The organism is Coriobacteriaceae bacterium (assembly GCA_025757745.1).
Classification (GTDB): domain Bacteria; phylum Actinomycetota; class Coriobacteriia; order Coriobacteriales; family Coriobacteriaceae; genus Collinsella.
In genome coordinates this window covers 2,028,563-2,052,805 of sequence record CP107217.1, presented here as the reverse complement: position 1 = coordinate 2,052,805, position 24,243 = coordinate 2,028,563, and the positions used below count along the sequence as shown (strand labels likewise).

Here is a 24,243-nt window from a genome sequence, read left to right as displayed (position 1 = left end):
CGTCTGCGAAGGCTCGGCATCGGCGTGCTACCATAGCTACGTCCAAGTACACATATCAAGTGGAGGATATCCATGGCAAACGTTCTTGTCTTTGGTCACCAGAACCCCGATAACGACGCCATCATGAGCGCCGTCGTCCTGTCCCAGCTGCTTAACCAGGTTGAGTATGCCGGCAACACCTACGAGGCTTGCGCTCTGGGCCAGCTTCCGGCCGAGTCCGCCAAGCTGCTCGCCGATGCCGGCATTGCCGAGCCCCGCGTGATCGAGTCCGTCGAGGCCGGTCAGCTCGTCGTCCTCACCGACCACAACGAGTCCGCCCAGTCCGTCGCCGGCCTTAAGGACGCCACGGTCTTTGGTGTTGTCGACCATCACCGCATCGGCGACTTCGAGACCGCCGGCCCGCTGCACTACATCTGCCTGCCCTGGGGCTCCAGCTGCACCATCGTCACCAAGCTCGCCGGCGTGCTCGGCGTTGAGCTTTCCGACGTCCAGGCCAAGCTGCTGCTTTCGGCCATGATGACCGACACGCTCATGCTCAAGAGCCCCACCACCACCGATGTCGACCGCGCCGTCGCCGCCAAGCTCGGCGAGCAGGTGGGCGTCGACCCGGTCAAGTTTGGCATGGAGGTCTTCCTTACCCGCCCGTCCGGCTCCTTCACCGCTGCCGAGATGGTCGGCAACGACATCAAGATGTTCGAGCCCGCCGGCAAGAAGCTGCTCATCGGCCAGTACGAGACCGTCGACAAGAGCCGTGCGCTTGGCATGATTGACGAGATCCGCGAGGCCATGCGCGCCTACGCCGCCGAGAAGGGTGCCGACGGCATTGTCCTGTGCATCACCGACATCATGGAGGAGGGCTCGCAGGTCCTGCTCGAGGGCGAGACCGAGGCTGCTCAGAAGGGCCTGGGCATTGCCGACGAGCACGACGGCGTCTGGATGCCGGGCGTCCTCTCCCGTAAGAAGCAGGTCGCTGCCCCCATCATGGCCGCCTGCTAGGTTTAGTTGACCAAACGCCACGACCGGATCGCGGACGCCCCGCGCTCCGGTCGTTTTTTGTGCATGCGCCGCGTCGTCTCTTGGACAGGCGTGCCCGTGCCGTTGAGCAAATAATGTTCAACCTGTGGTTCCGCTTTTCGGCCACGCCTGCGTGCTTGTCGTGCAGGGTAGGCTAGATGCAAGCGTAATACGTTAGAGCGCGGCGCCGCCACTTGGGCGGGCCGTGCTTTTTTAAGACGGGAGCTTTCCCGTGAAAGGAGCCGCCCATGGCAGCAACCGAGCAGCTGTTCAACGTCCGTGAGCGCAAGCGCTTTGAACGTCACGACATTTGGGAGCGCATCGCCGAGAACGGCACGATTTCCGCCGCGGTTATGGTCATCGCCGCCATCGCCGCCGTCATTTGCGCCAATACCGATGCCTACGAGGCCATCCATCACTTTTTGGAGACCCCGCTGTATGTGGGTCTGGGCAACCTTACGGCCGGTCTTACCGTTGAACTTTTCGTCAACGACTTCCTCATGGCGATTTTCTTTTTGTTGGTGGGCATTGAGCTTAAGTACGAGATGACGGTCGGCGAGCTCAAGAATCCGCGTCAGGCCATGCTTCCCATGCTGGCGGCCGTGGGCGGCGTCGTCGTTCCCGCCTGCATCTACCTGATCTTTAACCATGCCGGCGCCCGCAACGGTTGGGCCATCCCCATGGCAACCGATATTGCCTTTGCGCTGGGCGTGCTGTCGCTTTTGGGCAACCGCGTGCCCAACGGCGTGCGCGTGTTCTTCTCGACGCTCGCCATCGCCGACGACCTTATCTCCATCGCCGCCATCGCCATCTTCTACGGTCAGAGCCCCAATCCGTTTTGGTTGGGCGCCGCTGCGCTTGTGACCTGCGCGCTCGTGTGGCTCAACAAGACGCAGCATTACCGCCTTGCCCCGTATTCGGTACTGGGTCTGCTGTTGTGGTTCTGCATGTTCAAGAGCGGCGTACATGCCACGCTCGCCGGCGTCATCTTGGCCTTTACCATCCCGGCCAAGTGCGGCGTCAAGCTCGATAGCCTCACCGATTGGTTGGGCGAGTGCCTGCCGCTGCTTGATGACCGCTACGACGACGAGGCACACATCCTGGGCCAGCATGACTTTACCGTCTCGACCACCAGGGTCGAGCGCGTCATGCACCGCGTGACCCCGCCGCTCATCCGCATGGAGCGTCTGATCTCCACGCCGGTCAACTTTGTGATTCTGCCGATCTTTGCGTTCGTGAACGCACAGGTTCGCCTAGTGGGCGTGGACATGAGCACGCTGCTCACCGATCCGGTGACGCTCGGCGTGTACTTTGGCATGCTGCTGGGCAAGCCGATTGGTATCTTTGGCATGACGTTTGCCCTGGTTAAGTTTAGGGTCTGCGAGCTGCCGCATAACGTTAACTGGCACATGATTGCCGGTGTGGGCATTCTGGGCGGCATCGGCTTCACCATGTCGATCCTCATCAGCGGCCTTGCCTTCCCGACGGCCCAGTTTGAGGTCCTGGCCGCCAAGGCCGCCATCCTTGCCGGTTCGGTCACCGCTGCCGTGCTCGGTATGATCTACATGAGTGTGGTCTGCAAACACCCCGCGCCCAAAGACAAGTAAAAGCATATACAAGTTTGAAAACGCCGCCTGTGGACACCATCACAAGCGGCGTTTTAGTCAATGGGGACGTTCTTAAATGACTAGGTTTATTCCACCGTTCCGTAGACGGCGCCCCAGCCGTGGGCGGCCAAGGCGGAGTTGAGCTGGTCGCAAAGTGACTGGCGGTCGTAATAGCCGGGCGGTAGCAGGTTGACGATTTCCATGAGATCGGGCGCCAGGTCCAAGATTTCGGCTTGTACGATCAGATCCAGGCGGTCGATGGCGTGGCGGTCGTAAAACAGTCCGTCGACCAGGCGCTGCAGGTCGCCGAATTCCTCGGCCTGAAACGATCCGTACTCCATAGTGCCTCCTTGGGCGCCCCACGCCGGCATGCGCGGCGATTCGTAAATCATTGCGATGAACTTAATCTATCACGGCTTCATGCCGTTGCGGCGGTGGCGGTCTATACTTAGACGAACTGCAACGTCCCGCTTCGCGAAAGGTCGCACCCATGCAGACGATCTACCAGAAGATGGAAACCACCGAACTCGATGCCGCCATCGAGGCGCTCAAAGCCGAGGTCGCCGAGGTCAAGGCCAAGGGCCTGGCGCTCGACATGGCCCGCGGCAAGCCGTCGCCCTCCCAGGTGGACATCTCTCGACCCATGCTCGATATCCTCAATGCCGATGCCGATCTGCACGACGGCAACGTCGACTGCTCAAACTACGGTTGCTTTGAGGGCATTCCCTCTGCGCGCAAGCTGGCGGGGGAGTTCCTGGGTTGCCCTGCCGAGCAGACGCTCGTACTGGGTTCGTCGAGCCTTCTGATCGAGCACGATATCGCCGGCATGTTTTGGCGCTGCGGTTCGTGCGGCAGCGAGCCCTGGGAGGCTTACGAGGCCGCGCACGACGGCAAGAAAGTCAAGTTCCTGTGCCCTGTTCCCGGCTACGACCGTCACTTTGGCATCACCGCCGACCTGGGTATCGAGAATGTCCCCGTCGCGATGACCGACAACGGCCCCGACATGGACGAGGTCGAGCGTCTGGTTGCCGCCGACGACTCCATCAAGGGCATCTGGTGCGTGCCCAAGTATTCCAACCCCACGGGCATCACCTTTAGCGAGGACACCGTGCGTCGCCTGGTCGAGATGCCCACGGCCGCGCCCGATTTCAGCATCTTCTGGGACAACGCCTACTGCGTGCACGACCTGTACGACGAGACCGACGAGCTCGCAAACATCTTTGACCTCGCTCGCGCGGCGGGCACCGAGGACCGCGTGGTGGCCTTTGCCTCGACGTCCAAGATCACCTTCCCGGGCGCCGGCATCGGCTTTATCGGTGCGAGCCCCGCGGTTATCGCGGAGTTCTCCAAGCGCCTGAAGGCCGGCCTCATCAGCGCCGACAAGCTCAACCAGCTGCGTCACGTGCGTTTCCTTCCCACCATCGAGGCGGTCAAGGAGCACATGAAAAAGCATGCCGAGTTCCTGCGTCCGCGCTTTGAGGCCGTTGAGCGCAAGCTCACCGAGGGCCTGGGCGATACGGGCTGTGCCACCTGGACGCACCCCCGCGGCGGCTACTTTGTAAGCTTCGATGGTCCCGAGGGCTCGGCCCAGAAGGTCGCCGCGCTTTGCGCCGACTTGGGCGTCAAGCTCACGCCGGCTGGTGCCACCTGGCCTTATGGCAAGGACCCGCGCGACACCAACATCCGCATCGCGCCGAGCTATCCCACGGTCGAGGACCTGGAGGCCGCGCTCGATGTGCTGGTGCTGGCCGTTAAGCTTGTCGCTGCCGAGCTTGCGCGTGCCGAGCGCGCCTAACGCGTAGGGCCCCGCAAGTCCGCGCCTAGTACTATCCGCACTTTCGATACGTAAAGGAGCGTATACATGGATTTGGGTATTTCCACCAACCCCACGCCGGAGATCTACACCATTAAGGTAACCGGCGAGATCGATATCTCTAACGCCGATAGCCTGCGCAATGTTATCGACCTGGCGCTCGAGCAGCCCACTGAGGCCGTTGAGCTCGATTTTGCCCAGGTGAGCTACATCGATTCGACGGGCATTGGCGTGCTCGTGGGCGCCGCGCACCACGCGGTCGACCACGGCAAGCGCTTTAGCTGCACCAATGTGCAGCCCCAGGTGATGCGCGTGGTTCAGCTGTTGGGTGTCGACCAGGAGATTTCGATCACCGCTGCATAATCTTTGTCCCCAAAAGGGCGTGCCGTTTGGCATATGTTTGTGATGCGCTCGGACGTTTTGGCGTCCGGGCGCTATACTTGACCGAATGAATAGACGAGTTCCGGCCGAATGGCGCGGTGCGGGCTCGACTCACATCGAGCCTTGGAGGTATGTGTGTTTGGTATTGGAGAGGGTGAGCTCGCGATCATCGTGGTCTTCGGCTTTTTGCTGTTTGGCCCGGATAAGCTCCCGCAGATGGGCCGTACGATCGGCCGTGCCATCCGTCAGTTCCGCGAGACGCAGGAAAAGATGACGGCCGTTGTTCAGTCCGAGATCATCGACCCGGTAAGCGAGGCCGCGTCGGCCCCGGTCAAGCCCAAGAAGGCTGCCGTCGATGATGATTCCGATGCGGACGAGGATGCCGTCGAGACGGCTGCGCCCGCAAAGAAGGAGACCTTTGCCGAGCGCCGTGCCCGCCTTGCCGCCGAGAAGGCCGCAAGCGAGGGTACCACCGAGGAGCCTGAGGCCGAGGGTGCCGAGCCCGCCAAGGCCGAGCCTGCTGCCGCCGAGCCCGAACCTGCTGCAGAGCCGGAGCCCGGGCCCGAGCCGGCAGAGCCCACGACGGCCGATCTCTACGCCCGTCGTCCCCGCAAGCGCAAGGCCGTCGTCGACCAGCTCGCTCGCGAGCTCGAGGCCGAGGACGACACCGTTGCCGCCGACGCCCCGAAGGGAGGCGATGAGTAATGCCTATCGGACCTGCGCGTATGCCGCTCTTTGATCACCTGGGAGAGCTCCGTCGCCGCCTGACCATCGTGGTCGTGTCGGTGTTTGCCGCCGCCATCGTGCTGTATTTCGCCACGCCTGTGGTGCTCGACATTCTGGAAGACCCCATTCGCTCCTTTGTGCCGGACGGTAAGTTTTACATCACCACCACGCTCGGCGGCTTTGGCTTGCGCTTCTCGTTGGCCATCAAGATGGCCGTTGTCATGTGCACGCCCATGATCATCTGGCAGATTCTGGCGTTTTTCCTGCCGGCGCTTCGCCCCAACGAACGCAAGTGGGTCGTGCCCACGGTACTCGCCTCGACGGTGCTGTTCTTCCTGGGCGCCATCTTTTGCTACTTCATCATCATTCCCGCGGGCTTTGAGTGGCTCATCGGCGAGACCTCGGCCGTTGCTACGGCGCTGCCCGATCTGGAGAACTACGTCAACATGGAGCTGCTCTTTATGATCGGCTTTGGCGTGGCGTTTGAGCTGCCGCTCATCATCTTCTACCTGTCCGTCTTCCACATCGTGTCCTACGCTGCTTTCCGCGGTGCCTGGCGTTATGTATACGTTGGCCTGCTTGTGGGCTCGGCTGTGATTACGCCCGACGGCTCGCCCGTTACGTTGGGCCTCATGTATGGTGCCCTGCTCTCGCTCTACGAGATTTCGCTTGCCATCGCCCGTGTGGTCATTACCGCGCGCGAGGGCAAGGAGGGCTTGTTTGTGAGCCGTCTGGACCTGTTTTCGGACGACGAAGAGGACGACGAGGAGTAAATCGGTATGCACGAGGTTGGCATTGTCAACGGCATACTCGATACAGTGATTCGCGCGGCGCGTGGGGCGGGGGCCTTGCGCGCCGTTTTGGTAACGCTGCGCATCGGGGATATGACCGAGGTCGTGCGCGAGGCACTCGACTTTGCGTGGGAGACATTTCGCGACGAGGACCCGCTCACGCGCGGCTGCGAGCTTGCCGTGGAGGAGGTCCATCCACAAAGCGAGTGTCTGGACTGCGGCGAGGTCTTCGATCACGACCGTTTCCATTGCCGCTGCCCTCAATGTGGCGGCGCCAACGTGCGCCTGCTGCACGGCCGCGAACTCGACATCGCCAGTATCGAAATCGAAACCCCCGACGATTAACCCGCCAGCCACTGGGGACGGGGTATAAATGGTAGAAGTAAGGAGCGCCGAGTATGGCCGAGAAAACGATTGATATCGCGTCGCCGATCCTGTCGCGCAATGAGCGCCTGGCAGATCAGCTGCGACAGCGATTTAAAGAGACAAACACCTATGTGATCAATGTCTTGTCGAGCCCCGGCTCGGGTAAGACAACAACGATTCTGGGCACCAACGAGCGCCTGCGCGACAAGGTCGGCTTGCGCTGCGCCGTCATCGAAGGCGATATCGCCTCGGACGTCGACGCCATCACCATGAAGGAAGCCGGCATGCCCGCCATCCAGATCAACACGGGCGGCCTGTGCCACCTCGAGGGTAACATGATCATGGAGGCCGTTGATGCCTTCGACCAGGCTGTGGGTCTGGAAAACATCGACGTCATCTTTATCGAAAACGTGGGTAACCTGGTCTGCCCAGTCGACTTTGACCTGGGCGAGAACCTGTCCATAATGATCCTCTCGGTGCCCGAGGGCGACGACAAGCCCATCAAGTACCCGGGCATCTTCCAGCACGCCGGCGCACAGCTGCTCAACAAGGTCGATGTGGCCGCGGCTTTCGATTTTGACATGGATAGGTATACTAAGACACTCGATGACCTCAATCCGCAGGCGCCGCGGTTTGCCGTGAGCGCGCGCAAGGGCGAGGGCATGGATGCCTGGTGCGATTGGCTCATCGGGCAGATTGAGCAAGCAAGGGCGTAAGTCGGCCGCCATACGGGCGGGCGTAGCCGCAGAGATACGAGATAGGAGCCTCTTTTGAAGCTCATCATCGCCGAGAAAAACGACGCCGCGCGTCAGATCGCCGAGCGTCTGTCCACGGGTAAGCCCAAAAAGGACAAGGTGTACAACACCGCCATCTACCGTTTTGAGTGGAAGGGCGAGGAGTGCGTGACGATCGGCCTTGCCGGTCACATCCTCGCGCCCGATTTTTGTGACAGCGTGCTGTTCGATAAAAAGCTGGGCTGGTATTCGGTCACCGAGGACGGCGAGATGCTGCCGGCCGACATACCCGATGGCCTGGCACGTCCGCCCTACGACACCAAGCGCAAGCCGTTTCTTGCCGATGGCATCTCCATCAAGGGCTGGAAGCTCGAGAGCCTGCCCTATCTCACCTGGGCGCCCGTCATTAAGCTACCGGCCGAGAAGGAGCTCATTCGTTCGCTCAAGAACCTTGCCAAGAAGTCCGACAGCGTCATCATCGCTACGGACTTCGATCGCGAGGGCGAGCTGATCGGTTCGGACGCCCTCAACAAGGTGCGCGAGGTTGCGCCCGACCTGCCGGTCGCCCGCGCCCAGTATTCTTCGTTTACCAAGGCCGAGATCACGCAGGCCTTCGATAATCTCGTCTCGCTCGACCAGAACCTGGCCGACGCCGGCGAGAGCCGTCAGCACATCGACCTCATCTGGGGCGCGGTGCTCACGCGCTACCTAACACTCGCCAAGTTTGGCGGTTTTGGCAACGTGCGTTCCGCCGGCCGCGTGCAGACGCCGACGCTTGCCCTGGTGGTCGAGCGCGAGCGCGAGCGCATGGCGTTTGTGCCCGAGGACTATTGGCAGATCCGTGGCATGGGCGCCGCGCAGGGTGCTGCCGAGGACGACCGCTTTAAGATTGCGCACAAGACGGCACGCTTTACCGACAAGGATGCTGCCGAGACAGCGTACGGCCACGTTGACGGCGCTACGACGGCGACCGTTGCCGCGGTGACCAAGCGCTCGCGTAAGCAGCAGCCGCCCACGCCGTTTGCGACCACCTCGCTGCAGGCTGCCGCCGCGGCCGAGGGCATCTCGCCTGCGCGTACCATGCGCATCGCCGAGTCCCTCTACATGGCGGGCCTCATCAGCTACCCGCGTGTCGACAATACCGTGTACCCTGCGACGCTCGACCTGGGCGCCGTGGTGAGCGACCTGGCAAAGATCAACCCGGCGCTGGCGCCCGTGTGCAAAAAGGTGCTCGCCGGTCCCATGAAGCCCACGCGCGGCAAGGTCGAGACCACCGACCACCCGCCTATCTATCCCACGGGCGAGGGCGATCCGTCCGCGCTCGACGGTGGCCAGCGCAAGCTCTACGACCTCATCGCCCGTCGCTTCCTGGCAACGCTCATGGGTCCCGCGACCATCGAGAACACCAAGCTCGAGCTCGACGTCAATGGTGAGCCGTTCGTGGCTTCGGGCGATGTGCTCGTGACCCCGGGTTTCCGCGAGGCGTATCCGTATGGACTCAAGCGCGACGAGCAGATGCCGCCGCTGGAGCAGGGCGATACGGTCGACGTGTTCGACATTAAGCTCGAGGCCAAGCAGACCGAGCCGCCCGCACGCTACAGCCAGGGCAAGCTCGTGCAGGAGATGGAAAAGCGCGGCCTGGGCACCAAGTCCACGCGCGCGAGCATCATCGAGCGTCTGTACGCCGTGCGCTACCTTAAAAACGATCCCGTGGAGCCGAGCCAGCTGGGTATCGCCATCATCGACGCACTGTCCCAGTTTGCCCCGCGCATCACGAGCCCCGATATGACCAGCGAGCTCGACGGCGACATGACCCGCGTGGAACGCGGCGAGGACACCGAAGAGCATGTCGTGACGCACTCGCGCGCGCTGCTGGCCGGCGTGCTCGACGAGCTGCTCAAGCATACGCAGGAGCTGGGCGATGCCATCAGCGACGCCGTCACGGCCGATGCGCGCGTGGGTGCCTGCCCCAAGTGCGGCAAGGACTTGGTTATGAAGACGAGTGCCAAGACCCGCGGCAGCTTTATCGGCTGCATGGGCTGGCCCGACTGCGACGTGACCTATCCGGTGCCGAGCGGCGTCAAGGTGAGCCCGCTCGAGGGCGAGGCTGCTGTGTGCCCCGAATGCGGTGCGCCGCGCATTAAGTGCCAGCCGTTCCGCCAAAAGGCTTTCGAGATCTGCGTGAACCCCACATGCCCCACCAACTACGAGCCTGACCTTAAGGTGGGCGAGTGCAAGGTGTGCGCCGAGGCAGGACGCCATGGCGACCTGATCGCACACAAGAGCGAGAAGAGCGGCAAGCGCTTTATCCGCTGCACCAACTATGACGACTGCGGCGTGAGCTATCCGCTGCCGGCGCGTGGCAAGCTCGAGGCGACGGGCGAGACCTGCCCCGAGTGCGGCGCCCCCATCGTGGTGGTCAACACCGCGCGCGGCCCGTGGCGCATCTGCGTGAACATGGACTGCCCGACCAAGGAGAAGAAGCCCACCCGCGGTCGCAAGACTGCGACCAAGGCGACCACGGCGAAGAAAACCACGGCAGCAAAGAAGACTGCTGCCAAGAAGACGACGGCGAAAAAGACGACGTCCAAGAAATCGACCACCAAGAAGGCAGCCGCCGACAAGTAGCGGTGCAGCCGAAACATTGCCCAAAACAAAAACGAGCGAGGGTCCCATGACCCCCGCTCGTTTTTTGCGTAGTCATTGGGGACGTTCTTGAATGACTAGTCGTTTAAGAACGTCGCATGCGACTAGTTCACCTCGACGGGCTTGGCGCCGGGATAGCGGTCCTCAAAGTCCTGACGGTACTTGTTGCTGTTGGTCCCCGGCTCGTTGTCGCGTGCCAGCGGCGTCACGATTTCGTCCTTATGGTCCGCGGGCTTTGCGTACTTTAGGCTGATCTCCCAGGCATCGCAGATCGCGTCGATGCGGTTGTCCAGGTCGTCATACAGGGCAACGATGTCTTTCCAGGAACTGTAGTTCTTAGAGCTCATGGGGACGTCCAGGTCCTCGACGATATCGTAGTACTGCTCGATGGTGTCTTCCGTGCGCTCGGCGACGTCGGCGAGATTTTGACGGGTGGTACGGTCCTCTTCCAGATAGCTGCCATTGAAGGCCTGCGCGCAGGCGCGGACCTGGCTATCGAGATCTTCGAGCAGGTCGTAGTATTCGCTCAGGCGACGGTAGAGGTTTTGCTCGGAGAGGGTCGCTTCGCCGCCATCATCGTCGTCATCGTCAAAAAGGCTATTGGGGTCGTCGAGGGGCTTGAGGTCATCATCGTCAACATCATGGTGCAGCTTAGTAATCTCGGCAGTCGTTTGCGTGGCGGCATTGTCGAAAGGCTTGATCACAAAGAAAACGACCAGGGCGATGATGATTGCCACCAGCACAACGATAACGGCGATAAGCGCCTTGGTGCTGCTCTTTTTGGCGGCGGGGGCCTGCGGTGAATCAGGCGCGTACGTAGATGCCGGTTGCTGTTGGGGCGGGGTGTCCGCGACGGGTATGCGCTGCGTCGTTTCGACCGCTGCGGGGCTGGCGGCGGGGTCGGGGCGATAGGCGAGGGGGTCGTCCGGCTTAGCTTGCGGCGTATCGAGGAAGTCGGTCTGCTCAAACGCGGGTTGGCCATTGCTTGCGGTTGTCTGCTCAACGGGTGCACCGCATGAGGTGCAGAACTTGGCATCATCTGCAAGAAGTTTGCCGCACGAGGCGCAATACCGAGACATTGCCACTCCTTTCGCCACATTTCAAATCAATACGACGATTATACCCAGCGCTCAAAATTCCCCATCATAAGTTGCGGTGAAATAGGGACTGATGGGGGTGCGGACAGAAAGTTGGACCGCGGGGCGGTCCGGACTGGAGGTTCGCATGTACAGCAGGGAGAAGGTCGAGCTCTTCCTCCTGGCGACGGAGGACGGCATGGGGCCCACCGCCGCCGCGGAGTTCGCGGGGGTCACGGTGAGCGCGGCCAAGAAGTGGGCGACGGGCCACCTCCCGCGCAGCTACACCGGCGGGGGCTGTAGAATCGTGGCGAGGGAACCGCCACGGAAGGAGGCCAGCTTGGGCCCCGACAAGTCGATCTACGCCCCGCCCGCGACCGGCCCGCTCGCCGGGCTCAACGAGGACCAGATAGAGAACCTGCTGCTCAGGGCGGTGTTGGCCGACCTAAAAGCGGAAGGGTGGGACCCGGCTTCGATCTCGAACAGGAGCAAGTGCGAGCTCGGCGAGAGATTGAGGCGGGCGACCGCCCTGCCCCTCCGCTCGATCACAGGTTTCTTGAGGATATCGAAGAGCTCCTATGAGTACTGGAGGCCCCGCGTCGCCGCGCCGCGCGACCGCGACGCCGACATACGCGATCGCGTGGTGCGCATCTTCCGCGAGGGCTCGGGGTGCTGGGGGTACCGCACCGTCTGGGCGCGCCTGCGCCGCGAGGGCGTCCGCGCCAGCGAGAAGCGCGTGGCCCGCGTGATGCGCGAGGAGGGCCTCGAGGTCGTCTACAACAAGAGGCGCGCCCGGGGCTACAGCTCCTACGCCGGCGAGGTCTCCAAGGCGCCGGAGAACCTCGTGAACAGGAATTTCCACGCCGACGAGCCCAACCGGCTGTGGCTCACCGACATCACCGAGTTCAGGCTCCCGGGCGGCGAGAAGGTCTACCTGAGCCCGGTCATCGACTGCTTCGACGGGATGCCCGTCGCCTGGTCGATCGGGCTGCACCCCGACAAGCGCCTCGCGAACTCGAGCCTGCTCAAGGCCTGCGCGGCGAGGCCGGCGGGCGCGCGCACGACGATCCACTCGGACCGGGGCGGCCACTACCGCTGGCCGGAGTGGATCGGGATCTGCGAGGAGAACGGCCTGGTCAGGAGCATGTCAGCGAAGGGCTGCAGCCCGGACAACTCGGCCTGCGAGGGCTTCTTCGGCCGCCTCAAGAACGAGTTCTTCCGCTACAGGGACTGGGAGGGCGTGACGGCCGAGGAGTTCATGGGGAGGCTCGAGGCCTACCTCGTGTACTATCGGGACGGGCGCATCAAGAAGTCCCTCGAGTGGCTGAGCCCGATGGAGTACCGCAGGAAGCTTGGATACGCCTAGGCGCGGTCCAAGAAATCGTCCGCACCCCCGATTGAAGCTCTGAGACCGCCAAACAGTCCCTATTTCACCGCAACTTTAGAACGTCCCCAATGACTAGGTCCGATTTGGGGCGCGCCTGCCCCTGGGGTATCATGGCTTGGTTGATATATCTGCATTTACGCGCCTTGTAGGAAGGGGCTGCGCCCATGGCTTTTGAGCCCGCTCAACATAGCTTTATCACGCTCGAGGGCGTCGACGGCGCCGGCAAGTCCACGCAGGCGCGTCTGCTTGCCCGCGCGCTCGAACTCGCTGGCTACCGGGTTGTGAGCCTGCGCGAGCCGGGCGGTACCGCCATCAGCGAAAAGATCCGTGCTCTGCTGCTCGACCCCGCCAATACGGCGATGGGAGACACCTGCGAGTTGCTGCTCTACGAGGCGGCGCGTGCCCAGTTGGTGCACGAGGTCATAGCTCCCGCCCTCGCGGCCGGCAAGGTAGTCCTGTGCGATCGCTTCTACGACTCCACGACCTGCTACCAGGCGTTTGCCGATGGCCTCGACCGTCAGATGGTACGCGATGCCAACAACCTGGCTGTCGCCGGTACGCATCCGGCGCTCACGCTCGTCTACCACATCACGCCCGAGCAGGCGGCGCTGCGCATGGCAGCTCGTGGTGCGGCAGATCGCATGGAGGCAAAAGGCATAGCCTTCCAAGAGCGCGTTTACCAGGGATTTTGCGCCATTGCTGCCGAGGAGCCAAACCGCGTAAAGCTCATCGACGCCACTGCGACCGTCGAGGAAGTCTTCGAGAAGACGGTCGAGCAGATTCGCGCGTACGGTCTCGACATTCCGCAAGATGCTGTCGCCGCCGCGCTTGCCAAGGAGGCCGAGTAACGTGGCCCCCGCTCAGGCAAGCCTGCTGGCCAAGCTCGACACCCAAGAGCGCGTTCGCGATTTTTTGACCAACGCCGTCGCCAGCGGCCGCGCATCGCACGCCTACCTGTTTTTGGGCGCTCCCGGTGCCGGCAAGCTCGATGCCGCATGGGCGCTCGCCCAGGCCTTCCTGTGCGAGCAGGACGGCTGCGGAGCATGCGACAGCTGCGTACGCGTTGCTCGGCATACGCATCCTGACGTGCACTATTACACGCCCGAGAGCGCCACAGGCTACCTCATTGCCCAGACCCGCGAGCTGCTCGATGACGTGCCGCTGGCGCCCATCCGTGCCAAGGCCAAGGTCTACATCATCGATCGTGCCGAGCAACTGCGCGCTAACACCGCCAACGCGCTGCTCAAGACACTCGAGGAGCCGCCCGAGGGCGTTATGTTCATCTTGTTGGGCACCTCGGCAGACGTGATGTTGCCCACCATCGTGAGCCGCTGTCAGTGCGTGCCGTTTCGGCTGGTGTCGCCCACCGTGGCCGCGCAGGCCGTGAGCCGCGCGACGGGTCAGGATCTCGCGCGTTGCCGCATGGCGGTCGCCGTGGCGGGAAGCCCCACACGCGGCATCGAGTTCCTTAAGAGTGCCGAGCGCCAGGATGCTCGCCGCCAAATGGTCCGCGCCATCGATTCGCTCATCGCTGCCGACGAGGCTGATGTGCTCAGCCGCGCCAAGTCGCTCATCGTCGCCGTTAAGGCGCCGCTCGCCGAGGTCAAGTCCACACAGGAAAAGGTGCTCGAGCAAAACGCCGACTACCTGTCGCGTGGAGCATTGAAGCAGCTTGAGGACCGCAACAAGCGCGAACTCAACGCGCGCGAGCGTTCGGGTATCATGGAAGCGCTGGCGAGCGCGCGGACGCTCATGCGCGACGTGCTGCTGACACTTCAGGACGAGGCGGCCGACGTCGTGAACGAAGACGTGCGCGACACGATCGGGCGGCTTGCCGCCGCGACGAATGTTGCGGGTGCCACCCGGGCGCTCGAGGCGGTCGCGACCGCCGAGCGCAACATCGCCAGAAACGTTACTCCCCAGCTGGCCATCGAGGTCATGCTGTTCGATATCAGGAAGGCACTGAAATGCCGTTAGTCGTACCCGTTAAGTTTACCTACGCCTCGCGCGACCTGTGGTTTGATCCGCAGGATCTGGATATCCTCGAGGCCGATTATGCCATTTGCTCCACCGAGCGCGGAACCGAGATCGGCCTGGTCACGGCCGATCCCTTCGAGGTGCCGCAAGATGAGATCGGCCAGCCGCTCAAGCCCGTGCTGCGCGTGGCGAGCGACATCGACCTGCAGCTTGCCGACGACCTGGCCATCCAGGGCGACGAGGCCATGGTCGATTTCCGTCGTCTGGTCAAAGAGCTCGACCTCGAGATGAAGCCGGTCGGCGTCGAGTACCTGTTTGGCGGCGAGAAGGCTGTGTTCTACTTTGCGGCCGAGGAGCGCGTCGATTTCCGTCAGCTCGTCAAGGACCTGTCCTCGACGCTGCACATTCGCGTCGACATGCGCCAGATCGGCGTGCGCGACGAGACCCGCCTGGTGGGCGGCTATGCCCAGTGCGGCCAGGAGCTCTGCTGCACGCGCTTTGGCGGACAGTTTGAGCCGGTTTCGATCCGCATGGCAAAGGAGCAGGACCTGCCGCTCAACTCGTCCAAGATTAGTGGCGTCTGCGGCCGCCTGATGTGCTGCCTGCGCTACGAGTTCGAGGCGTACAAGGACTTTAAGAGCCGCGCGCCCAAAAAGAAGACGCTTATCGATACGCCGCTTGGCAAGGCGCGCATCCAGGAATATGACACGCCGCGTGAGCAGCTGGTGCTGCGCCTGGAGAACGGCAAAGTCTTTAAGGTCAACCTGGCCGATATGACGTGCTCGGAGGGTTGCAAAAAGAAGGCCGCCGAGCAGGGCTGCAACTGCCGCCCCGACTGCGTGACGCGCGACGTGCTCGAGCGCATCGAGTCGCCCGAGATGCGTCTGGCGCTCATGGAACTCGATCGCGAAAACGGCGTCGACGTGGGCGATGGCCTGTCGAGCGCCGATCGTCTGGCCGGCACATCGATGCCCAAGCGCCGTCGTCGCGATGCCGAATCCGATGCTCGCACCGCTCAGGGCCAGGGCGAGGGCCGTGGCCGTGGAAAGGGCCGCGGCAAGGCCGAGGCGCCCGAGACCGAGGGAGCAGCCGATGGCCGTCGCCGCCGCAAGCGCACGGCGTCCGTCGACAATGGCGAGGCCGCGGGTAAGAACGCTTCCCGCGAGCGCGAGGCTCAGCAGCCCCAGCAGCAAAATCGCGGCGGTGGCATGAACCCCACGCGCCGTCGTCGCCGTCACCTGTCGAGCGAGGAGCGCGAGGACGCCTTCCGCGCCGCAGCTGCTCGCGAGGCCGGTGCCGCTCCCAAGGGCGCCTCGGCCTCCGACGCGCCTGCCGACAAGGCTGGCAAGCCGCGTGGCGAGGAGGAGCGCGCGTCACGTCCGCGTCGTCGCCATTCCTCGGGCGCGCAGCAGAAACCCTCGATTCCTTCTGTGGCCGATCAGGTTTCGGATGGCGAAGTCAAGGTCACGCGCCGTCGCCCCGGCGATGGCGGAGGAGCTGCCGCCAAGGCTTCGCACGGCGGCGCTCGCGACGAGTGCGAACCGCGTGAGGATCGCGGCGGCGAGGGCTCGACCGACCAGGGTCAAAAGCGTCGCCGTCGCCGTCGCTCCCGCAAGCCGCGCCAGGACGGTGGCGAAGGCTCGACCCGCACCTCGTCCGTACCGCAACCGCCTGCCGGCGAATAACGTCCGTAAGCGGATGTAACCCGCCTGACCCCAGCACCTCTGGGTATCATGGCTCTACACCGACAACCCTCCCTTCGCCTTCGCGTAGGGAGGGTTGTGTCATGAAGAGACATCTGAACGTATTGACTCGCTTGCAGGGCGCAGGCGTCCTACCGTTTGCGGACGAATTGCTACCGCTTGCCGAGCGCGCGACGTATGAGGCGCTCGAGGCGTTGTCGCCCACGCGATGCGCTGGCTGCGAGCGTTCCGGTGCGCTGATCTGCCAGGATTGTCTGGCATCGCTCGCGCTCATCGATCCGTGTCATAGTTGCATCCGATGCGGCGCCCCGTTTGGGGATTTGCTGTGTACCGAGTGCTCGGTCGAGGGCACGTCTTCGGCAATGGCCGAGGCGCTCGATCGCTGCCTGGCGTGTGCCGTCTATGCACATCCGCTGCCGCGCATCATCAAGGCGTACAAGGATGCGGGCGAGCGCCGTCTGGCACCGTATCTGGCGGAGTTGCTCTACGACACTGCCTTGCATGCCCAGGTGGCAGCATCCGATCGCTACGGCGGTGTGTTGTCCGGTGCGGACGCGGTGGTGTTTGTGCCCGCGACTGCGGCGGCGTTTCGGCGGCGTGGATTCGACCATATGGAAGCAATCGCGCGCTCGTTTTGCGATCTTTCGGGTGTCCCGTTGCTGGACGCCCTGGTCAAATACGGTCATGGTGACCAGCGAGAGCTCGGCCGCGATGAGCGCCGGGAGCATGCCCGGGGCATGTACGAGACGGTCGAGGATGTGCGCGGCCGCCGTCTGCTGCTCATCGATGATGTCATTACCACGGGCGCGACCATGGCAGCAGCCTCGGCGGAGCTCAGGCGTGCCGGCGCCGCAGCAGTCGATGGCCTCGCTATCGCACGCGTTTGGTAGGGGATGGTTTTGTGGCAGTGAAGATAGCGCGGCGCATCGAGCCGACAAGCGAGCAACTGGCGGCCTCCGTAGTCCTGACCGGTGCCTCGGCGCTGCGCATGATGCGCGCCGAGCGCCGACAAATGGGTTACATCAGCTGGAGAGACCTCGATCCCGATGAAGAGCGCCGTGTGCTGCATACATCGTCTCCCTCGGCCGAGGACATTTATCTTCCCGATTTGGTGCGGATCGGGGCCGTGAGTGGCGAGGTCCAAGAAGACTTGTGCCTGCTGGTGGGGTCGGCGAAGCAGCGTCGCCGCATGCCTGGTGCAAGCTGGTCCGTTTGTTCTACAGACCTGCCGGACGCCTCGATTTTGGAGGTGGAGCCGGGGGTGTACAGCTTGTCTCCCGAGGCCCTCTGTGCCGCCGTTGCGTGCGAAGTCGGCTGTATCCAGGCATTTGCCCTGGCTCAGGAGCTGTGCTCCAAGATTTCGCTGAGCGATCGCGGGCAGTATCTGCCCCCTTACAGCTCGCCTACCGTGAACAGGCTTGCAAAGGATAAGGACCAGCCGTCAGATGTGGGCTACTTTGAGGTCGAGCCAGTGCTGACGCCCGATCGCCTGGCAGATTACCTTGCGGCATGCAAGGGGAGCGCGGCCAAGCAGCTGCGGCGGTTGTGCCCCTTTCTGTCGGAAAACCTGCGCTCACCCATGGAATGCATCATGCTTGCCATGTTTTCGCTTCCGTTTTCTTATGGCGGATTTGCCTGCGGTCCCTTTAAGACCGACCACAAGATCGAGTTCAACGACCGTGCGCAGGCGATCTCGGGGATGCCGTATGCGGTTTGCGATGCCTATCAGGAAGCAGCTCGGTTTGACCTGGAATACAACGGTGAGCAGGGCCATTCGTCTCGCGGCGGGCGCATTCACGATGAAAAACGCAATACGGGTTTGGCGTCCATGGGAATCGAGGTCGCGACGGTCAACAACGAGATGCTCTGCGACATGGAAGCGATGGAAGCGCTCGCATGGCGCATCCACCAGCGTATGGGTAAACGATATCAGAATCGTGTAGAGGCTCGTCGAAAGAGGCAAGATGCTCTGCTGAATACGCTCCGAGCGTGCTTTGGGCTCAAGCCGGCGTAAAACTATGGCTTTATAGGGGGTCTGTTTATATGCCCTGTGCAAAAAACGGCAAATATGAGTACTGTTACTAGATTAGTGACAGCAAAAATAAAGAAACTTGGGCCGAAAAACTGGATTCAGCGAAGAGATAATAAACGAATGTGGAATATCTTGGCGCCAAGCGGGCTGTGCGGAACTCAAAAAGGGCTCGTGGGGCGGAAATACGCTGCTACTAAATTGGTAGCAGTACTCATATTTGCCGTTTTTTGCACACGGCACCCTGAGACGGGTGCCCCGGGGCTCCCCGTGGGGGAGCTCCGGGCTTCATGGGGGCACGAATGGTCCGCCCCGACCTGCGAAATCTGTGCTCGCGATGCGAATAACGTCCCTAACCTTAAACTATAGCTTGAACTTAGCTATAATGCGCTACGTTCCTGCCAGGCTGTGGTTGCGGACGGACGAAATGCCCATCCTAGTCCAAGACAGACGCGGTCAAAGGGATCCACGTAAGCGACCGCGTGCGCGCGGCGCGATCATGGCGCGTCCTAGATGTAAGCCGCACCGTCCGTTCTACTTTCTTTGGGGCAATACCGCCTCGCGGGCGAGCGGGCCAGTCGTGAAGGTGGCTGCGGCCTCCCGAGCAAACGCCCCGGTGCGCAAGTGTGGGGTCAAATACCAGGTCAGCTGGTGGGAACAACCCGATATTCCGTGCAGGGCACGGATTGTATACGACACAGAAGGCAGGGTAGTGGACATGGTGAGGGGCAGCTTGATGCATGCGGCTCGGTTAGGTGCTGGGACCGCGGTGGTCATTGCCGTTTTGGGCCTGAGTGGATGTGCGTTCAATCCACTGTCCACGTTCACGACGCCCACGATCGACCAGATCGAGCGCGAGACCGTTACCCCCACGGTATCGGACGATGCCCTAGTCACGCCGGGAACCCTGACGGTCGCCCTCGATACTTCCGATGCCCCGCAAGCCATGCAGGATGCCGACGGAAACCTCACGGGCTATGCGGTCGATGCCGCTCGTGCCCTTGCATGCCGCATGGGTCTCAAAGTCGCCTTTGTCGATGCGTCCTCGGCCGATTCCGCGCTCAGCGATAAAAAGGCCGACATCTTTATTGGCGACGCCAGGTCTACGGACGGCGATATCAGCTCACTTGGCACCTGTCTGTACGACGCCCCCGCCGTATTCGGCAAGAGCAGTGACGGCGAGTCGCTGAGCGTTTCCACCGAAACGCTTAACACCGCTACCCTGGGCGTTCAGACCTCCTCGGCCTCGCAGGAGGCGCTCGCCAAGCAAAGCATCACCGCCAACCAAAAGACCTTCTCCAACATCAATGAGTGCTTTGAGGCGCTCGAGTCGGGCGAGGTCGATTACGTGATCTGTGATTCCACGGCTGGTGGCTACCTCGCGCGTCTGATGAGCCAGATCTCCTATGTCGGTACGCTCGAGGCGCCCTCCACGCTTGGCGTCGCAGGCCTAAGCTCTAACGATGAGCTGTGCCGTGCCGCGAGCGATGCCCTCGATGGCATCACGGTCGATGGCACGCTCGAGGCAGTCCACTGCGTCTGGTACGGACAGATGCCCTATGACCTTACCGCCAAGACTGTTTCGGGGGCCAATGTGCAGGCATCCGACTCCACGTCCAACGAGACCGAGTCCTCCGATGGCGACGCCTCTGATAACAACGGCGACAGTCCGTCGTCTAGCCAGGAGGGCGCCATCACCGACGATGACATCAACAAGCTCAATAGCTAGTTATTGGTAGGGGTGGCGTCTGCCATACACCGAACAAGGCGCTTCTTCACGGTTTCAACACGCATGGCCGGGTCTCCCAAATAGGGGAGCCCGGCTTTTCTATTTTGGTAAAACTAGCAGGTCAAAGCTAATTTCCAGGAGAAAAATTAACTCCGTCGACGCCTTCCTATAGCGCACTTTGCCACGGAAAAGTGCGAGACTTCGGTATGCGGTATCAAGCAGTCGTTATTCGGGTCTTTGGGAATTCGCGTGATTAAATGCACGGCAATGGGTACATAGCCAGTACGGTAAGTCCCCGAGGCAGATTGGAGCCACGTATGGATATCAAGGTTTCTGGACGCAAGACGACGGTAACCGATGCTCTGCGTGCGCATGTGGATGAGAAAATCGGCGAGGCGCTCAAGGTTTTCGACATCGAGCCCATGACAGTCGACGTCGTGCTTCGTTATGAGAAGAACCCCTCGAACCCCAACCCGGCAATCGTCGAGGTCACGGTTCGTGTCCGCGGTTCTGTGATTCGCGTTGCCGAGCACGGCGCAGATATGTATGCCGCCATCGATCTCTCCGCCGATAAGGTCACCCGCCAGCTGCGCAAGTTCAAGACCAAGGTCGTGGACAACCGCCAGGGTGGTGCCAGTGCCGCGGATGTCGCGCCGGTCGAGCGCGTCGAGGATCTGGCCGACCTGCTGCTGCCCGAGGAAGAGGACGATCTGCTCGTCCGCGAGAAGGTTATCGACGTCACCCCGATGACCGAGGAGCAGGCGCTGGTGCAGACCGATCTGCTGGGCCACGACTTCTACGTGTTCGAGAACGCGACGACCGGTCTCATCAATGTGGTGTATCACCGTAAGAATGGTGGATATGGCATCATCAAGCCCCGCATCGAAACACTTGACGAGTAAAATACGTTAACTTGCATGAGTTAACGGTTGGCGGCCATCCCATGCGGGTGGCCGCCTTTTTACGTAAGGAGTCGCTTTGATGGACAAGGCCGCATCCGCCGGTCATTCGAACCGTTGCCGCATCGTCGTCGATACCTGCTGCGACTTTAGCCCCGAGGTCGCCGCGAACCTTGATGTCGATATCCTGGGTTTCCCTTTCATTATCGATGGCGAGGAGCGCACAGACGACATCTGGTCGAGCATGAGCCCTAAGGAGTTCTACGACCGCATGCGCGCCGGTGCCCGCGTGTCCACCTCGGCTGTGTCGCTCGGTCGCTATATCGAGTTTTTTACCGAGTGCGCCAAAGAGGGCACGCCCACGGTCTACCTGTGCTTTACCTCGGCGCTGTCGTCGAGCTACAACTCCGCGTGCCAGGCGGCAGATGTCGTGCGCGCCGAGTATCCCAACTTTGAGCTCTACGTGGTCGACAACGCTCTGCCCTGCGCGGCCGGTGCGCTCTTGGCGCTCGAGGCCGTGCGCCAGCGTTCGGCGGGACTGACCGCCAAGCAGCTGGTCGATTGGGCAAACGAGGCAAAGACCTACGTGCACGGCTACTTTACGCTCGAGAGCTTCGACGCACTGGCTGCCGGTGGCCGCATTCCTCCCGCGGCGGCGCAGCTCACGGCAAAGCTCGACGTCAAGCCCGAGCTCTCCTACGACCTGGCCGGCTCGCTGTCGCTGATCGGCGTCAACCGCGGCCGCAAGAAGGCGCTCAAGTCCATCCTCAAGTCGTTCCGCGAGAACTACGTGCCCGATCGCACCATGCCCATCGCCATCATGACGGCCGATGCCGAAAAGGATGGCGACTGGCTCGAAGCCGCCATCCGCAAGGAGGAGGGTTGCGCCGACGTCACGATCATTCGCGGCTCCGTGGGTCCCACCATCGGCTCGCACGTGGGCCCCGGCATGGTGGGCTGCGCGTTTTGGGGTAAGAACCGCGCCGACAAGGCGTCGCTTTCCGACCGTATCGCCCGCCGCGTGCGCGGTCAGTAGGCAAGCGCTGCGTCCGTAATCGCCCTCGACTCACAGCCCAAACGCTGGCACCGAGTATTCAACCTGGTAACAACACCCAACCCAAAAGGAAAGGTTTCATGGCAAACAAGCTCTCCGTCGCATTTATCGGCACCGGAATCATGGGTGCCCCCATCGCCGGCCACATTCTGGACGCCGGCTATCCCGTCACGGTCAACAACCGCACCAAGTCCAAGGCGGCGGCGCTTATCGAGCGCGGCGCCGTCTGGGCAGATACGCCGGCCGATGCCGCGGCGAACGCCGATGTCGTCTTTACCATGGTGGGCTATCCCTCCGAGGTCGAGGAACTCTACCTGGCGGGCGACGGCCTGCTCGCGTGCACCAAGCCGGGTGCGGTCTTGATCGACCTCACCACGAGCTCGCCCGAGCTTGCCCGTGACATTGCCGAGGCCGCCCAGGTTTCTGGTCGCATGGCGTTTGACTGCCCCGTCACCGGCGGCGAGTCGGGCGCTATCGCCGGTACGCTCACGGCTATCGTGGGCGCTACCGAGAACGACATCGCGCCGGTCCGCGACATCCTTGCCACCTTTGCGGCCAACATCTGCTGCTTCGACGGCGCCGGCAAGGGCCAGGCTGCCAAGCTCGCCAACCAGGTGTCGCTGGGCGCCTGCATGGTCGGCATGGCAGACGCCATGGCATTTGCCGAGCTGAGCGGCCTTGACCTGGAGAAGACCCGCCAGATGATCCTGGGCGGTACCGGCAAGTCCGGCGCCATGGAGAGCCTGGCGCCCAAGGCGCTCGACGGCGACTACAAGCCCGGCTTTATGGTTGAACACTTCATCAAGGACCTGCGCCTGGCGCTCGCTTACGCCGACGATCGCGAGCTCGCGCTGCCCGGGGCCGACGTGGCCTTTACGCTCTACGACATGCTCGACGCCATCGGTGGCGCCAAGCTGGGCACCCAGGCCATCACGGTCCTCTATAAGGAGGAGGCCGACGCCATCGCCGCCGGTCTGGACTGGTCGCAGTATCGTCCCGAGGAGCATGGTGCCCACGAGGAAGGCTGCGGTTGCGGCGAGCACGGCGACGACCACGAGTGCGGTTGCGGCCACCACCATGGCGAGGACCACGAGTGCTGCGGCGGCCACGGCCATGACGACGGCCACGAGTGCTGCTGCGGCCATCATCACGAGGAGTAGCGCCCATGAGCTGGACGTTCGTGGTGCTCGCGCTGGCGCTCTTTCTCTTTGCGATTTACATCGGCTTTTTGTGCGGCCAGTGGGCGTGCGAAAAGCGCGTCATCACCAAGCGCGACTACTGGATCGCCAATTTTGCAGGTGCGGCGGCAGTCGTCCTGCTAACCTGGGTGTTTTCGCTGTTCCCGCTGGTGCAGTTTGCGCCGATCGGCTGGCTCGGCGGCTTTATCGCCGGCCTTAAGATGAGCTTTGGCGAGTCCGTCGGTCCGTGGCGCAAGCACGACGAGGTCTTTAACGTCAACAAGGCACACCGCGCCGCCGCCGACGCGGGCGATGCCGAGGAACGCCGCCGTGCGCGTCGTAATGGCGCTGCCGACCGACAGCTCATCTCGGTCACCGATGACAGCAAGGGTGCTGGCAAGCACGCTAAGAAATAGTAAGAAGAGGTAACTATGGCAGAAAATAAAGACGAACAGCTCACCAACGAGGAGCTTGCACAGCTCCAGCTGGCAGAGGAGAATGAGAACGCCGTCGACCGCCTGGTCCAGGAGCTCGGCTGCCCCACGCGCCGTATCCGCCAGTTTGCCGCTCGCGTGCTGCACCTGCTTGCCGAGCGCGATCCGCAGCGCGTCGTGCCCTGCGTGCCCGCACTGATCGAGGCGCTCGACCGCCCCGAGGCTCAGACCCGCTGGGAGGCCCTCGATGCCCTGACGGCGCTCGCCACCACCTGCCCCGAGCAGCTGGGCGATGCCTTTGAGGGCGCCGAGACCGCGCTGTTCGACGAGATTTCCTCCACGCTGCGCTATGCCGCCTTCCGCCTGCTGTGCGTGTGGGGCGCCACGAGTGTCGAGCGTTCGCGCGAGGCTTGGCCCATCCTGGACGAGGCCATCCAGTGCTACCACGGTGATCTCGAGTATCGCGACATGCTCGGTTGCCTGTACGAGTTTGGCCAGGGCGAGATCGACGCCGAGGTCGCCGAGAAGCTCGCGCTGCGCCTTAAGTTCGATGCCGAGAACGGCAAGGGCAGCTATCTCAAAGCCCGTTCGAGCGAGATTTGCGAAATGCTTGTTAAACGCTTTGACCTTGATCTCTCCAAAAAGAAGAAGCGTGCTAGCGTTAAAAAATCTGACGACGCCGAAAACGAGGAGTAACAG

23 protein-coding genes are annotated in these 24,243 nt (G+C 62.5%); 21 read left to right on the top strand and 2 right to left on the bottom strand.

From position 1 onward, the window contains the following. The first annotated feature begins 72 nt into the window (after nt 1-72). Nucleotides 73-996, top strand: coding sequence for a manganese-dependent inorganic pyrophosphatase (locus tag OGM60_08995; protein UYI99011.1), 924 nt, complete (start codon nt 73-75; stop codon nt 994-996). Nucleotides 997-1,262: 266 nt separating this feature from the next. Further along, nucleotides 1,263-2,621: a Na+/H+ antiporter NhaA gene (gene nhaA, locus OGM60_08990; GenBank protein UYI99010.1), complete on the top strand. Its 1,359-nt coding sequence runs from the start codon at nt 1,263-1,265 to the stop codon at nt 2,619-2,621. 86 nt (nt 2,622-2,707) lie between these two features. Here nhaA and OGM60_08985 read toward each other — a convergent pair whose 3' ends face one another. Then, a complete protein-coding gene (locus OGM60_08985; protein ID UYI99009.1) occupies nt 2,708-2,962 on the bottom strand; it encodes a hypothetical protein in 255 nt (84 codons plus the stop codon). 149 nt (nt 2,963-3,111) lie between these two features. Here OGM60_08985 and OGM60_08980 point away from each other — a divergent pair, with 149 nt between their 5' ends. From OGM60_08980 to OGM60_08950, 7 genes are all read left to right on the top strand, one after another. Beyond that, nucleotides 3,112-4,416, top strand: coding sequence for an aminotransferase class I/II-fold pyridoxal phosphate-dependent enzyme (locus OGM60_08980; protein UYI99008.1), 1,305 nt, complete (start codon nt 3,112-3,114; stop codon nt 4,414-4,416). A 66-nt stretch (nt 4,417-4,482) separates the two neighbouring features. Beyond that, the gene (locus OGM60_08975; GenBank protein ID UYI99007.1) at nt 4,483-4,797 is read left to right on the top strand and encodes an STAS domain-containing protein; all 315 of its coding nucleotides are present in this window, start codon (nt 4,483-4,485) and stop codon (nt 4,795-4,797) included. A 153-nt stretch (nt 4,798-4,950) separates the two neighbouring features. Continuing rightward, on the top strand, nt 4,951-5,520 hold the full coding sequence (locus OGM60_08970; GenBank protein ID UYI99006.1) for a twin-arginine translocase TatA/TatE family subunit: 570 nt from the start codon (nt 4,951-4,953) through the stop codon (nt 5,518-5,520). Further along, nucleotides 5,520-6,314, top strand: coding sequence for a twin-arginine translocase subunit TatC (gene tatC, locus OGM60_08965; GenBank protein UYI99005.1), 795 nt, complete (start codon nt 5,520-5,522; stop codon nt 6,312-6,314). Before OGM60_08970 ends, tatC begins: the two co-directional genes overlap by 1 nt. Nucleotides 6,315-6,320: 6 nt before the next feature. Next, nucleotides 6,321-6,677 (top strand): hydrogenase maturation nickel metallochaperone HypA, encoded by a 357-nt coding sequence (locus OGM60_08960; GenBank protein ID UYI99004.1) that lies wholly within the window; start codon nt 6,321-6,323, stop codon nt 6,675-6,677. 53 nt (nt 6,678-6,730) lie between these two features. Continuing rightward, on the top strand, nt 6,731-7,414 hold the full coding sequence (gene hypB, locus OGM60_08955) for a hydrogenase nickel incorporation protein HypB (GenBank protein UYI99003.1): 684 nt from the start codon (nt 6,731-6,733) through the stop codon (nt 7,412-7,414). Between the two features lie 54 nt (nt 7,415-7,468). Beyond that, a complete protein-coding gene (locus tag OGM60_08950; GenBank protein ID UYI99002.1) occupies nt 7,469-10,060 on the top strand; it encodes a DNA topoisomerase I in 2,592 nt (863 codons plus the stop codon). 122 nt (nt 10,061-10,182) lie between these two features. On the opposite strand, the gene OGM60_08945 is transcribed toward OGM60_08950, so the two are convergent. Continuing rightward, nucleotides 10,183-11,157, bottom strand: a complete 975-nt coding sequence (locus OGM60_08945; protein UYI99001.1) for a zinc ribbon domain-containing protein — start codon at nt 11,155-11,157, stop codon at nt 10,183-10,185. A gap of 145 nt (nt 11,158-11,302) precedes the next feature. Between OGM60_08945 and OGM60_08940 the strand changes: the two genes are divergently transcribed. The 12 genes from OGM60_08940 to OGM60_08885 all read left to right on the top strand — a co-directional run bounded on the left by OGM60_08940 (nt 11,303) and on the right by OGM60_08885 (nt 24,240). Next, on the top strand, nt 11,303-12,520 hold the full coding sequence (locus OGM60_08940) for an IS3 family transposase (protein UYI99000.1): 1,218 nt from the start codon (nt 11,303-11,305) through the stop codon (nt 12,518-12,520). Between the two features lie 185 nt (nt 12,521-12,705). After that, nucleotides 12,706-13,389: a dTMP kinase gene (gene tmk, locus OGM60_08935; GenBank protein UYI98999.1), complete on the top strand. Its 684-nt coding sequence runs from the start codon at nt 12,706-12,708 to the stop codon at nt 13,387-13,389. A gap of 1 nt (nt 13,390) precedes the next feature. Continuing rightward, on the top strand, nt 13,391-14,518 hold the full coding sequence (locus OGM60_08930) for a DNA polymerase III subunit (GenBank protein ID UYI98998.1): 1,128 nt from the start codon (nt 13,391-13,393) through the stop codon (nt 14,516-14,518). Next, nucleotides 14,509-16,203, top strand: coding sequence for a regulatory iron-sulfur-containing complex subunit RicT (gene ricT, locus OGM60_08925; GenBank protein UYI98997.1), 1,695 nt, complete (start codon nt 14,509-14,511; stop codon nt 16,201-16,203). Before OGM60_08930 ends, ricT begins: the two co-directional genes overlap by 10 nt. A gap of 101 nt (nt 16,204-16,304) precedes the next feature. After that, entirely contained in the window at nt 16,305-17,111 is an 807-nt protein-coding gene (locus OGM60_08920) for a phosphoribosyltransferase family protein (GenBank protein UYI98996.1), read from the top strand. 11 nt (nt 17,112-17,122) lie between these two features. Further along, the gene (locus OGM60_08915; GenBank protein ID UYI98995.1) at nt 17,123-18,235 is read left to right on the top strand and encodes a hypothetical protein; all 1,113 of its coding nucleotides are present in this window, start codon (nt 17,123-17,125) and stop codon (nt 18,233-18,235) included. Between the two features lie 784 nt (nt 18,236-19,019). Then, on the top strand, nt 19,020-19,979 hold the full coding sequence (locus OGM60_08910; protein ID UYI98994.1) for a transporter substrate-binding domain-containing protein: 960 nt from the start codon (nt 19,020-19,022) through the stop codon (nt 19,977-19,979). Nucleotides 19,980-20,296: 317 nt separating this feature from the next. Beyond that, nucleotides 20,297-20,881: a ribosome-associated translation inhibitor RaiA gene (raiA, locus tag OGM60_08905; protein UYI98993.1), complete on the top strand. Its 585-nt coding sequence runs from the start codon at nt 20,297-20,299 to the stop codon at nt 20,879-20,881. Between the two features lie 79 nt (nt 20,882-20,960). Next, nucleotides 20,961-21,914, top strand: a complete 954-nt coding sequence (locus tag OGM60_08900; GenBank protein ID UYI98992.1) for a DegV family protein — start codon at nt 20,961-20,963, stop codon at nt 21,912-21,914. A 98-nt stretch (nt 21,915-22,012) separates the two neighbouring features. Next, entirely contained in the window at nt 22,013-23,092 is a 1,080-nt protein-coding gene (locus OGM60_08895; GenBank protein ID UYI98991.1) for an NAD(P)-binding domain-containing protein, read from the top strand. A gap of 5 nt (nt 23,093-23,097) precedes the next feature. Beyond that, the gene (locus tag OGM60_08890) at nt 23,098-23,526 is read left to right on the top strand and encodes a hypothetical protein (protein UYI98990.1); all 429 of its coding nucleotides are present in this window, start codon (nt 23,098-23,100) and stop codon (nt 23,524-23,526) included. Nucleotides 23,527-23,541: 15 nt separating this feature from the next. Then, entirely contained in the window at nt 23,542-24,240 is a 699-nt protein-coding gene (locus tag OGM60_08885) for a hypothetical protein (GenBank protein UYI98989.1), read from the top strand. Nucleotides 24,241-24,243: the final 3 nt, after the last annotated feature.